This is a genomic window from Candidatus Sodalis sp. SoCistrobi (genome assembly GCF_900143145.1).
Lineage (GTDB): Bacteria > Pseudomonadota > Gammaproteobacteria > Enterobacterales > Enterobacteriaceae > SoCistrobi.
This window is the reverse complement of sequence record NZ_FRDB01000073.1, coordinates 1-12,567: the sequence shown is the minus strand read 5'-3', so window position 1 is coordinate 12,567 and position 12,567 is coordinate 1. Positions and strand designations below refer to the sequence as shown.

The following is a 12,567-nucleotide window of genomic DNA, read 5'->3' as shown; positions in this document are numbered from 1 at the left end:
TCATATGCTGTTTAACCAGCGTCTGATATCGGCGGGTAAGGCGAGAGTCAATCCCGCCAACAGATAGGTTGAAATCATTCTGCAAAGTAATAACAGGTATCACGATAAATGTGTAGATACCTATGCCCTTTGGCCGCCGCCAGCATTTCACGGCGCAGGGCGTCGGCATCGAACGGCGCAAACAGCAACCGCTGCCCCGCCAGCGCCAGCCGTTCGAGATGCCACGCCAGCAAAGGGATCTCCCCATCCAGCGCCCGGGCGGTAGTGAAGAAACCATCACCAAAATGTATTGCGCGATCGGTGAGCGGCAATTGTGCCTGCGGGATACCGTTGATCCAATACATTTCGCCTCCTGTGGGCCGGACGCAGGACAGTAAAAAAAATGGCCCGTTAACGGGCCATTGAGCAACATGTTACGATTATATCGCGCGGAACACCAGCGAGCCGTTGGTGCCGCCGAAGCCGAACGAGTTACACAGGGTATAATCCATTCCCTTCACCTGGCGGGCCTCTTTCGGCACATAGTCCAGATCGCAGCCCTCGTCGGGATTATCCAGGTTAATGGTCGGTGGAATCGCCTGATCGCGCAACGCCAATACGCTGAAAATAGCCTCGATAGCGCCAGCCGCTCCCAGCAGATGGCCCGTCATCGACTTGGTCGAGCTTACCATCACTTTGCCGGCATACTCGGCGAAGACCGCTTTCACCGCCTGGGTTTCCGCTTTATCGCCGGCGGGGGTAGAGGTCCCGTGCGCGTTAATGTAGGCCACCTGTGCCGGCGTAATGCCCGCATCACGCAGCGCGTTGATCATTGAGCGCGCGGCGCCAGCGCCGTCGTCCGGCGGTGACGTCATATGGTAAGCATCGCTGCTCATGCCAAACCCGACCACTTCGGCGTAAATTTTCGCCCCGCGCCGTTTGGCATGCTCATACTCCTCCAGCACCATGACGCCCGCGCCGTCGCCCAGCACAAAACCGTCACGATCGCGATCCCAGGGGCGACTCGCGGTCTCAGGACTCTCGTTGCGGGTCGACAGCGCCCGCGCCGCGCCAAAGCCGCCCACGCCCAGCGGGGTACTGCCTTTTTCGGCGCCCCCCGCCAGCATCACGTCCGCGTCGTCGTAAGCGATAATGCGCGCCGCATGCCCGATATTATGCACCCCGGTAGTACAGGCGGTGGCAATGGAAATGCTGGGGCCGCGCAGGCCGCACATGATGGACAAATGGCCGGCCACCATATTGACGATGGTTGAAGGCACAAAGAAGGGACTGATTTTACGCGGTCCGCCGTTCACCAGCGCGGTATGATTCTCTTCAATCAACCCGAGGCCGCCAATACCCGAACCGATGGCCGCACCGATACGATCGGCATTGTCTTCAGTCACGACCAGGCCGGAGTCCTGCATTGCCTGGAGGCCTGCAGCAACGCCATACTGGATGAAGGCATCCATCTTGCGGGCTTCTTTACGCGACAGATAATCTTCAGAATTAAAATTTTTAACTAAGCCTGCAAAACGTGTTGCATAGGCAGTAGTATCAAAATGGTCGATCAGGCCGATGCCACTCTGTCCGGCAAGGAGCGCGCTCCAAGTAGATTCTACGGTATTGCCGACAGGAGACAACATGCCAAGTCCGGTCACAACTACTCGACGCTTAGACACGTTTGTCCTCCAGGGAGGGAAAATAGTTTACTGTGGGACTAAAAAAAACTTAGGCGGTCGAGTGACCGCCTAGGGATGTTCGCTTACTGCTGGCTTGCCTGAATAAAATCAATTGCTGCCTGAACAGTAGTGATTTTTTCAGCTTCCTCGTCCGGAATTTCGGTATCGAACTCTTCTTCCAGCGCCATTACCAGCTCAACGGTGTCAAGAGAGTCAGCGCCGAGGTCGTCAACGAAAGAAGCATTATTTACGACTTCTTCTTTCTTAACGCCCAGTTGCTCAGCGATGATTGCCTTAACGCTTTCTTCGATAGTGCTCATACTCTTAAATTTCCTATCAAAACTCGCTTACGCGATGGTTTTCGTAGTGTATAAAATGTTGAAAAAGATGCAACTCAATCCCGGCTGGTCGAACCACGATTTTATGCTATTTTGCGGTTTTTACCACAAATAACGCAAATGATTTTCGTGCTTTTCACAGCATATACATGCCGCCATTGACATGTATCGTTTCGCCGGTAATGTATGCTGCCTCCTCAGAGGCGAAAAAAGCGACAGCACTGGCGATTTCTTTCGGATAGCCAAGACGGTTTGCCGGAATCTGGGACAAAATGCCCGCACGGTGCTCATCTGTCAACGCTTCGGTCATATCGGTCGCGATAAATCCCGGCGCCACCACGTTGACCGTAATGCCGCGCGAGGCGACCTCACGAGCCAACGATTTACTAAACCCTATCAGGCCCGCCTTGGCGGCAGCATAATTTGCCTGCCCGGCATTACCCATGGAGCCTACAACAGAACCGATGGTAATAATTCTGCCGTAGCGCTTTTTCATCATGGCCCGCATTACCGCTTTTGACATGCGGAATACGGACGTCAGATTAGTATCAAGAATAGACTGCCATTCATCTTCTTTCATGCGCATCAGCAGATTATCACGCGTAATGCCTGCATTATTCACTAAAATATCCGCGTCGCCAAACTCCGCGCGCATTTTCTCTAAAAAAATATCGATGGAGGCGTTGTTGGAAACGTCCAATTCCATTCCTTTGCCGCTGGCGCCCAGATAGGCGCTGATGGCGGCAGCGCCCGATTCACTGGTAGCGGTACCAATCACCGTTGCGCCGCGCGCCGCGAGCATTTCCGCTATCGCGCGGCCGATACCGCGGCTGGCGCCGGTCACCAGCGCGATTTTACCTTCTAAGCTCATCTGAAACCCCAATTTTAGTGTTCGATCGCTGCGGCCAGCGAGGCGGGATCATTCACCGCCGCGCCCGACAGGTTGCCGTCAATTCGTTTGGTCAAACCGGTAAGGACTTTACCAGGGCCGACCTCCAGCAACACCTCCACGCCCTGGGCCGCAAGGTATTCCACGGTTTCGGTCCAGCGCACCGGGCTGTAAAGCTGGCGCACCAGCGCCTGGCGGATAGCCGCCGGACTCTGCTCCGCGCGCACATCCACATTGTTGATCACCGGGATCTGCGGCGCGGCAAATGTTACCGCTTCCAGTGCCTGCGCCAGTTTTTCCGCCGCGGGCTTCATCAAGGCACAATGGGACGGCACGCTGACCGGCAGCGGCAGCGCGCGCTTGGCGCCGGCTTCTTTACAGGCCAGACCGGCCCGCTCCACCGCTTCTTTATGCCCGGCGATAACCACCTGGCCCGGGGAATTAAAGTTGACCGGCGACACCACCTGCCCTTGTGCCGCCCGTTCACAGGCGGCGGCGATAGCATCGTTATCCAGACCGATAATAGCGGACATTGCGCCGGTACCGGCCGGCACCGCGTCCTGCATCAGCTTGCCGCGCAGCGCCACCAACGCGACTGCCGCGGCGAAATCCAGACTGCCGGCGCACACCAGCGCCGAATACTCACCCAGACTGTGGCCGGCCAGAAGCGCCGGCGCCGGTCCGCCCTGCTGCTGCCAGACGCGCCATAGCGCGACCGACGCCGTCAATAAAGCCGGCTGGGTCACCCAGGTTTTGTTCAGCTCTTCAGCCGGGCCTTGCTGCACCCGCTGCCATAAATCATAACCCAGGACGGCGGAAGCTTCGGCAAACGTCGCCTCGACCACCGCGTGGTCAACCGCCAGCTCCGCCAACATACCTACCGTCTGGGAGCCCTGTCCTGGAAATACCATGGCAAAAACAGTCATTCTTATGCTTCCTGTAGATTAAAACCGTAACAGCGCCGAACCCCAGGTGAAACCGCCTCCAAACGCTTCAAGCAGCACCAGGTGCCCCGGCTGAATGCGGCCGTCGCGCACCGCTTCGTCCAGCGCCAGCGGCACGGAAGCGGCAGAGGTGTTCCCGTGCCTGTCAAGCGTGACGACCACTTTTTCCATGCCCATGCCCAGCCGTTTGGCGGTGGCGGTAATAATGCGCAGGTTGGCCTGATGAGGCACCAGCCAGTCCAGCTCACTGCGGTCGAGCCCGTTGGCGCTGAGCGTTTCGTCGACGATATGCGCCAGTTCGGTCACCGCCACCTTGAACACTTCGTTACCCGACATCGTCAGGTAAGCGGACGCGGCCGGATCGAGACGATTATGGTATGGGAGCGTCAGCAAATCGCCATAGCGACCATCGGCGTGCAGATGTGTGGAGATGATGCCCGGCTCGGCGGAACGCCCGAGCACCACCGCGCCCGCGCCATCGCCGAACAGAATCAACGTGCCGCGATCCTCAGGATCCAGGGTGTGGCTTAAGGTATCGGAGCCCACCACCAGCGCGTAATCGACCGCGCCGTTCTTGATGTAGTTGTCCGCCACGCTCAGCGCATAGGCAAAGCCGGCGCAGGCCGCCGCCAAATCGAAGGCGATGCAGTCATTGATACCCAAGTCGCGCTGGATCTGACAGGCTGAACTGGGAAAAGCATGGCTGGACGACGTGGTGGCGACAATAATCATGCCGACGTGCTCCGCCGCAATGCCGGCCATGGTCAGCGCGTGTTCAGCCGCCTCACGTCCCATGCTGGAGACGGTTTCATCCGCCCTGGCGATACGGCGTTCGCGGATGCCGGTGCGGGTGACAATCCACTCATCCGACGTGTCCACCATTTTTTCCAGGTCAGTATTGGACCGGATCTGCGCCGGGAGATAGCTCCCGGTACCGAGAATCTTTGTAAACATGTACGCTTAATCACTCTTGGGTAGTACCGCATCCAGGCGTGCGGCTATCCGCTCCGGGATTTGCCGCTCCACCGCTTGCATTGCCTGTTCGATAGCGGCGGTAAACGCGCGCTGGTTGGCCGCACCGTGACTTTTGATAACGGTACCGCGCAAACCTATCAGGCAAGCGCCATTGTATTGGTCGGGATTCAGTTGACCGAATTGACGCATCAGGCGACGTTTCATCCAGCGCTTGACCCATTGCATCAGCCAACCCTGCTTGCCGCTTTCCCCAGAGGATTTCAGCAATGACAGAAAAACTCTTATCACCCCTTCCATAGTCTTTAATGTGACGTTACCTACAAAACCGTCACAGACCAGGACATCGGTTTTCCCCGTCAATAATTCATTAGCTTCAAGATAGCCGATATAATTGATTGACGGAACATCCCGTAACAGTGCCGCCGCTTGCTGAATCGGATCGAGGCCCTTGGTTTCCTCCTCGCCGATGTTCAGCAACGCCACGCTAGGGTTAGTCACCCCCACGATATGCTCCGCCATCACCGCCCCCATCACGGCGAATTGCGCCAGCATCGCCCCATCGCAGGCGACATTGGCGCCCAAATCCAGCACGACGGTTTTCCCTTGTTTTTGATGGGGCAACACCACCATCAGCGCCGGCCGCTCAATACCGTCCAGGGGTTTTAGCACCAACTTTGCCAGCCCCATCAATGCGCCGGTATTGCCGGCGCTAACGCAGGCCTGGGCACGTCCATCCTTGATAAGCTCCAGCGCAACGCGCATGGAGGTGCCGCGGCTTGCCCGTATGGCCTGCGACGGTTTGGCGTCACTAGTAATAACCGATTCAGCGGGAATGACCGTCAATCGCTCGAGCAGAACGGAATCGGTTTTTACCAGTAAAGGATTCAGTGCTGCGGGATTGCCGACAAGCAGCAGCTCAAGTTGCGGATATGAGACCAGTGCCTGCAAAGCTGCAGGCACCGTCACAGCAGGACCAAAGTCACCACCCATTGCATCTAACGCCAGGGTTAGACGTCTCAATGTATCGCCTTTAGGAATTACTTGGCGATAACTTTACGACCGCGGTAGAAACCGTCGGCGGTGATGTGGTGGCGCAGGTGGGTTTCACCGGAAGCTTTGTCCACTGATACAGTGGAGGTGGTCAGCGCGTCATGAGAACGGCGCATACCACGTTTGGAACGGGTGGGTTTGTTTTGTTGTACGGCCATGGACCTTACTCCTCGATTACTTATGCTTTAAACTGGCTAATACGGAAAATGGATTAGGTTTTTCCGCCTCGGCGGGTAGTTTACCAAATACCTGTTCCGTTGCGGACACTTCACAGTGTTCAGGATCATGCACCGGCGCGATAGGCAATGAAAGAATAATTTCATCTTCTATCATTGCCAACAAATCCACCTCGCCAAATTCATCGACGTAGACCGCTTCGTACGCTTCCGGCAACGCCTCAGCCTGTTCGTCGCTGACGACCGGGCTGAAACAAAATGTCGTGTGGACCTGATGCGCGAACGGCTGATTGCAGCGCTGACAGCGCAGAGTCACCTCTACGTCAGCATGACCGCTAATCACCGCCAGGCGCTGGTTATCAATGGCGAACGATAACGCGGCCTCGACATCACTCTCCACACTCACCACGGATTCGGCAACACGCGTCACCCGCTCAGGCGCATAGACACCAGCATAGTCCAGGCGTTTCTGAGCGGTACGGGCCGCATCAATGGTCAAGGGTAATTTTACCTTTTGCATAGGGCGCGCATATTAACTTTGTAACGCGCGGGAGTCAAAGAAAAAGGGTGTTTTGCACCGCTTTTCACCCATATTCGCCTTCTTGACGCCGGACAGTTTAGAATGCGGCGATGAATTTGACCCTGCTGCGGATAACATTGTGATGAATAAACTCGTTTTGGCTTCCTCTTCGCCTTACCGCCGCGCGCTGTTGGAGAAGTTGAGCATAACCGTTTGCTTTTCACGCGCCGGATATCGATGAAACGCCCCTCGCCGGGGAAGACGCGGCGCAAATGGTACAGCGTCTGGCCATCGCGAAAGCCCAGGCGCTGGCCGAGCGTTATCCCCGGCATCATGATCATCGGCGCCGATCAATGCTGCGTGCTTGATGGCCAGATCGCGGGTAAGCCGCTGACGGAGGCCAACGCTATCGCACAGTTGACCCGTGCCCGTGGCAAAGCCGTAACGTTCTATACCGGCCTGGCGCTGCTAAATAGCGCCAGCGGGCGGCTGCAGGCCTGTACGGAACCCTTTGTCGTCCATTTCCGGGCACTGGAGGACGCCGAAATCGCCGGCTATGTGCATTTGGAACAACCCCTGCACTGTGCGGGCAGCTTTCAATGCGAAGGGCTGGGGATTGCGCTGTTTGAGGCGCTTGAGGGGCGGGATCCCAACACGCTTATCGGGCTGCCGCTGCTGGCCCTCGCCGACATGCTGCGCCGGGAGGGGGTTAACCCGCTGCGGGGTAACCGTTAACAGCCGGCACGCGGCCGGCTATTTGTGATTGCCGCGCAGATACAGCAGGCACTGACGCAACGGTGTATCCAGCGGCGCTTCTATCCGCAGCGTTTCGCCGCTGCCGGGATGGTCGAAGCGCAGCGCGGCGGCATGCAGAAACAGCCGGTTCAGACCACAGCCTTTCAGCTGCTGATCAAACGCGCCGTCGCCGTAGCGATCGTCAAACGCAATCGGGTGGCCGGCGTATTGGGCATGCACACGAATCTGATGGGTACGTCCGGTGACCGGGCTGGCCCGGACCAGGGTGGCCAGCGTAAACCGCTCCTCGACCTTGAAACGGGTTTCTGATGGTTTACCTTCGCTGTTGACCCGCACGATGCGCTCCCCGCTGGCGAGAATATTTTTCAACAGCGGCGCCGCAACCGTTTTGACATGGGACTGCCACTGGCCGCGCACCAGCGCCAAATAATCCTTTTGCATTCCTTTAGCGCGCAACTGCTCATGCAGCGCCCGCAGTGCGGAACGTTTCTTGGCCACCAAGAGTACCCCGGAGGTGTCCCTATCCAGGCGATGAACCAATTCCAAAAAACGCGCGTCGGGCCGCAGCGCGCGCAGGCCCTCGATGACGCCAAAACTCAGACCGCTGCCGCCATGCACCGCGGTGCCGGCCGGCTTGTTAAGGATCAGCAAATGGTCGTCTTCGTAGAGCACGGCATCATTTAACGCAGCCACTTTATCCAGCCCGGTGGAAACGGGCGCCTGCTCTTCATCCGAGCGTCGCACCGGCGGAATACGCACTTCATCATCATTTTGCAGTTTGTATTCCGGTTTTACCCTTTTTTTATTGACGCGTACTTCACCTTTACGCACGATGCGGTAAATCATGCTTTTCGGCACCCCTTTGAGGTGCGTACGCAAAAAATTGTCTATCCGCTGACCGGCTTCGTCTGCGGAGATGGTGATAAAATGTACGCCGGGATTATTCTCATTCATGGGCCGGGATTCTAAATATACCGACACCATAGCGCCACTTCTTTTTATGTGCTTAACTGTGGTTTCATCGGTAAAAGGTTTTTTCTGGTCCGGTGGACTCGTTACGCTATTCTTTGAGAAGCCATCAGGATGGGTCTGAAACTTGTCATCGATGGCTAAAGTCGTCTTGCTATATGCGTGTCAGCAGTGGAATAATGCATTTACTTTCCACGTTTTCGCGTCTTGGACGAGTGATCGAGGAATTTTGAATTTGTCTGGTTCAGCCTAAACGCAGCAATGGCGTAAGACGTAATGGCTAATCGGGCAGTTAGCGGGCTGCGGATTGCAGCTTGGCCGGCAAAAGGAATGCGTTCTGGCAATAACCATCAGACGTTATTCCCCTGTAAAAGTGCTGTTTTCCGTTATGGGAAACAGGCTACCGAAATAATGCGCTCCTTAGCAAGCGACAACCGTGAGGTTGACGGCTTTGCGCCAAGTCACGGGGCCGTCGGTGATTACCCGGCCATGCGGTTTTTTGCCCGCAGCTCTGATGCCAATGCATAAAAAATGAGTAAGTTACGATGAAAAGAATGTTAATTAACGCAACTCAACAGGAAGAGTTGCGCGTCGCTCTGGTAGATGGCCAGCGGCTGTATGACCTGGATATTGAAAGCCCCGGGCATGAGCAGAAAAAAGCCAATATCTACAAGGGTAAAATCACCCGTATTGAACCCAGCCTGGAAGCAGCGTTTGTGGATTATGGCGCCGAGCGCCACGGTTTCCTTCCCCTGAAAGAAATTTCTCGCGAGTATTTTCCTCCTCAATATTCTTCTCACGGCAGACCTAATATCAAGGATGTGCTGCGTGAAGGACAGGAAGTCATCGTCCAGGTCGATAAAGAGGAACGGGGTAATAAAGGCGCAGCGCTGACCACCTTTATCAGCCTGGCCGGCAGTTATCTGGTGCTGATGCCGAACAATCCCCGCGCGGGGGGCATTTCGCGCCGCATCGAAGGCGATGACCGCACCGAGCTGAAAGAAGCCTTATCCTCCCTTGAGCTTCCCGACGGCATGGGCCTTATCGTCCGCACCGCCGGCGTCGGCAAGTCGGCCGATGCGCTGCAATGGGATCTGGCTTTTCGCCTCAAACACTGGCAGGCGATAAAAAAAGCCGCCGAAGGTCGTCAGGCGCCGTTTTTGATCCACCAGGAAAGCAATGTTATCGTCCGCGCCTTCCGCGATTATTTGCGCCCGGATATCGGCGAAATTCTGATCGACAATCCCAAGGTGCTGGATCTGGCGAAAGAGCATATTGCCTCGCTGGGCCGCCCGGATTTTACCAGTAAGATTAAACTCTACAGTGGTGAAATTCCGCTGTTCAGCCACTACCAGATCGAATCACAGATTGAATCGGCTTTTCAGCGTGAAGTGCGGCTGCCCTCCGGTGGCTCTATTGTCATTGATACCACCGAGGCATTGACCGCCATCGATATCAACTCCGCGCGCTCAACCCGCGGCGGCGATATTGAAGAAACCGCTTTCAATACCAACCTTGAGGCGGCGGATGAAATTGCCCGCCAGCTGCGTCTGCGCGACTTGGGCGGCCTGATAGTCATCGACTTTATCGATATGACACCGGTGCGCCACCAGCGCGAAGTGGAAAATTGTCTGCGCGAATCGGTCCGACAGGACCGTGCCCGCATCCAAATCGGGCGCATTTCCCGCTTTGGCCTGCTGGAGCTATCCCGTCAGCGGTTGAGCCCGTCGTTGGGAGAATCGAGCCATCACGTTTGCCCCCGCTGCGGCGGCACCGGCACCATCCGCGATAACGAATCCCTTTCCCTTTCCATATTGCGACTTATCGAAGAAGAGGCGCTGAAAGAGAATACCCACGAAGTGCATGCCATCGTGCCGGTACCTATCGCGTCTTATCTGCTGAACGAGAAACGCGAAGCCGTTAACGCTATTGAAAAACGTCAGGGCGGCGTGCGGGCGGTTATTGTGCCGAACGATCAAATGCAGACCCCGCATTACGCCGTACTGCGCGTGCGTAAGGGCGAAGAAGCTCCTACCCTGAGCTATCTGCTGCCGCAGTTGCATGAAGCGGAGATGATCCAGCCGTCCGAGGAGCCCGCCGCAGAGCGCAAGCGCCCCGAGCAACCGGCGCTGGCGGCATTTGTGATGCCCGATCCGCCGCTGGTCAGCGAGAAATCGGCTGGGGCTGAAACCACCGTGCAGGCGGCCCCTGCCGTCAGCGCGGCGGGCACCAGCCCCTCTCGCGGCTTGTTTGGCCGTTTGGTCGACGGCTTTAAATCACTCATCGGGTCACCGGCGCAACAGCAAGATGCCGGCGCCGCTGACGCGGTGGTGGTCGAGGCACCGGCCGAGGCGGAAACGCCGCGCCGTCAGGATCGCCGCGGTCAACGCCGGCAGAGTGGTCGCCGCGATCGCAGTGGCGAACCGGCCCGCGCCGGTCAGGAAAGCCGTCAGCCGCGCGAGCGCCGCGATGGCCGGGACGATCCGCGCCGCAAGCGTCCGCAGCCTCTTAATGAGACAGAAACCGCCAGCGACATTATTGATGAAATGCCGCAGGAAGAGCAGGTTCAACCGCGCCGCGAACCGCGCCAGGATCGTCAGCGCCGTCGCCAGCAAGAGCCGAAAACGCCAACGGCCGAGCAGGAGATCAAAGCGCTGCCGGTCGCCGCAGTAGAGCCAGACAGCGGCGACGCCGTCGATGAAGACGATAAGCCGGTTCAGGCTCAGCCGCGCCGTCAGCGTCGCGCACTGAATCGCAAAATCCGCGTCGGCGATCGTGCCGCCACTCCTGTCGCCGCGCCGACCGCCGCTGCGGAAAGCGCCACCGCCGCATTTAATGCGGCGGTAGAAATCCAGGACGACCCTGATGGTAACGACACGCAGCAAGGCGAGAATGACGCCGCGCTCGATGCCGGCAATGTCGACAGTGCACGTAACGGTAACGAAGCCGGGCTGCCGCGCCGTTCACGACGCTCACCTCGTCATCTGCGCGTCAGCGGTCAGCGCCGCCGCCGCTACCGTGATGAACGTTATCCGCTCTCGTCGCCGGTACCGCTTACCAGCGCGGTCGTGTCGCCGGAGATGGCCTCGGGTAAAGTGTGGGTCAGCTACCCCGTCACCCCCATCGAGCAGCCGGAACAAGACGCGGTTGCCGATGTAGCGGGAGATTCCCAGACGGTAGAGGTGACTGATGCGGCAAGCCAACAGGCGCAGGCGACGTTTGCCGCCGCATCGGCAGGCGAAGCCGTGATCGTCAGTGACGCGCTGCAAGGCAATGAACTGCCGCCATCAACGCTGGTCCCGCAGGATCCTTCGCCGGCGCAGGAAGCTGCCGCTGATGAGGTACCGCCGGTGATCGCCCCCGAGGATCGGCAAATAGCGCAATGGCAGACTGCGCAGGCCGAGCCGGCCGCCGGCAGCGCCGTGGCACCCACGGTCACCGAATTGCCGCAAACGCCGGCGCAGCCTACTGCCGAGTCGTCCACGCCGGTCGTCGAGCCCCAAAGCAACGCCGTCCACGGCGCCGAAACCCCGCAACCGCCGATCGTGCCGGGCGCGGGAGAACACCCCGCCGCTACAACGCCGGTGCTCCAGCCTGCCGCAGCGCGCGATGAAGAACCTCACGCCGATCTGTTGCCGCCTGCCGCGACGGGCGATGTGCAGCATCCCTACGCGGCGGACAACGCTATCGTCGCGACAGATGCCGCCGCAGCATCTGAGCCGTCCTCTGACACCGCACTGACCACCGAGGTACCGGCGGCGGACAGCGAGGATATTGGCTCGGCGCAAGCGACGCCTTCCGCCGCAAACGAAGATGCCGCCCGTCATACCCCGCCGCCCGTCAGCACGCCACTGGCGCAGGACGGACGGCCGTTGCCGGCGACACCCGAGACTCCTGCAGCGCACGTCAAGCATCATGCCAGCGCGCCGATGACCAAAGCGCCGGCGCCGGCTTACACGCCTTCGCCGCAGCCGGTCAGCGACTGGCAACGGTCGGATTACCGCTTCGACGGTCGCGGTAGCGCCGGCGGTCACGCTGCGCACAAGCAGGCGACCGCGCCGGCAACGCGTCCAGACACGCCGGACCCGCTGTAAAATTCCTCTCTCAGACCCGCTACGGCGGGTCTTTTTTTGTCCGCTAAGGGCATAGGTATCTACACATCAGATACCGTCTTGCTCATCATGATGCAAGAGCTATATTTTCATCGAAGGGTATTCCAGATTTTAAGACACCATAAGCTAATTGGAGTAATTTTCGCATTGCCGCGCAGATGCCTACTTTACCTCCTT

The 12,567-nt window shown here is 58.1% G+C and carries 11 protein-coding genes and 2 pseudogenes; 2 read left to right on the top strand and 11 right to left on the bottom strand.

The features are described from left to right. Positions 1–74: 74 nt before the first annotated feature. The 9 genes from CINSTRO3249_RS06950 to yceD form a co-directional block, all read right to left on the bottom strand. Complete coding sequence (locus tag CINSTRO3249_RS06950; protein WP_217265377.1) at positions 75–344, bottom strand: aminotransferase class IV; 270 nt, start codon at positions 342–344, stop codon at positions 75–77. Positions 345–419: 75 nt separating this feature from the next. Continuing rightward, positions 420–1,661: a beta-ketoacyl-ACP synthase II gene (gene fabF / locus CINSTRO3249_RS06945; protein WP_074012729.1), complete on the bottom strand. Its 1,242-nt coding sequence runs from the start codon at positions 1,659–1,661 to the stop codon at positions 420–422. Between the two features lie 83 nt (positions 1,662–1,744). Then, entirely contained in the window at positions 1,745–1,981 is a 237-nt protein-coding gene (acpP, locus tag CINSTRO3249_RS06940; protein WP_011410921.1) for an acyl carrier protein, read from the bottom strand. Positions 1,982–2,135: 154 nt separating this feature from the next. Beyond that, positions 2,136–2,870, bottom strand: a complete 735-nt coding sequence (fabG, locus tag CINSTRO3249_RS06935) for a 3-oxoacyl-ACP reductase FabG (protein ID WP_074012728.1) — start codon at positions 2,868–2,870, stop codon at positions 2,136–2,138. A gap of 14 nt (positions 2,871–2,884) precedes the next feature. After that, positions 2,885–3,814 (bottom strand): ACP S-malonyltransferase, encoded by a 930-nt coding sequence (gene fabD / locus CINSTRO3249_RS06930; protein ID WP_074012727.1) that lies wholly within the window; start codon positions 3,812–3,814, stop codon positions 2,885–2,887. Between the two features lie 18 nt (positions 3,815–3,832). Continuing rightward, a complete protein-coding gene (locus CINSTRO3249_RS06925; RefSeq protein ID WP_074012726.1) occupies positions 3,833–4,786 on the bottom strand; it encodes a beta-ketoacyl-ACP synthase III in 954 nt (317 codons plus the stop codon). 6 nt (positions 4,787–4,792) lie between these two features. After that, entirely contained in the window at positions 4,793–5,827 is a 1,035-nt protein-coding gene (gene plsX, locus CINSTRO3249_RS06920; protein ID WP_074012725.1) for a phosphate acyltransferase PlsX, read from the bottom strand. Between the two features lie 17 nt (positions 5,828–5,844). After that, on the bottom strand, positions 5,845–6,015 hold the full coding sequence (gene rpmF, locus CINSTRO3249_RS06915; RefSeq protein WP_011410916.1) for a 50S ribosomal protein L32: 171 nt from the start codon (positions 6,013–6,015) through the stop codon (positions 5,845–5,847). Positions 6,016–6,031: 16 nt separating this feature from the next. Continuing rightward, positions 6,032–6,553, bottom strand: coding sequence for a 23S rRNA accumulation protein YceD (yceD, locus tag CINSTRO3249_RS06910; RefSeq protein WP_074012724.1), 522 nt, complete (start codon positions 6,551–6,553; stop codon positions 6,032–6,034). Positions 6,554–6,695: 142 nt separating this feature from the next. On the opposite strand from yceD, the pseudogene CINSTRO3249_RS06905 reads away from it, so the two are divergent. Next, positions 6,696–7,288: pseudogene (locus tag CINSTRO3249_RS06905) on the top strand (nucleoside triphosphate pyrophosphatase). An 18-nt stretch (positions 7,289–7,306) separates the two neighbouring features. On the opposite strand, the gene rluC reads toward CINSTRO3249_RS06905, so the two are convergent. Then, positions 7,307–8,263: a 23S rRNA pseudouridine(955/2504/2580) synthase RluC gene (gene rluC, locus CINSTRO3249_RS06900; protein WP_074012723.1), complete on the bottom strand. Its 957-nt coding sequence runs from the start codon at positions 8,261–8,263 to the stop codon at positions 7,307–7,309. A 560-nt stretch (positions 8,264–8,823) separates the two neighbouring features. Between rluC and rne the strand changes: the two genes are divergently transcribed. Next, complete coding sequence (gene rne, locus CINSTRO3249_RS06895; RefSeq protein WP_074012722.1) at positions 8,824–12,372, top strand: ribonuclease E; 3,549 nt, start codon at positions 8,824–8,826, stop codon at positions 12,370–12,372. 85 nt (positions 12,373–12,457) lie between these two features. On the opposite strand, the pseudogene CINSTRO3249_RS16475 reads toward rne, so the two are convergent. Then, positions 12,458–12,567: pseudogene (locus CINSTRO3249_RS16475) on the bottom strand (IS110 family transposase); the annotation flags it as partial.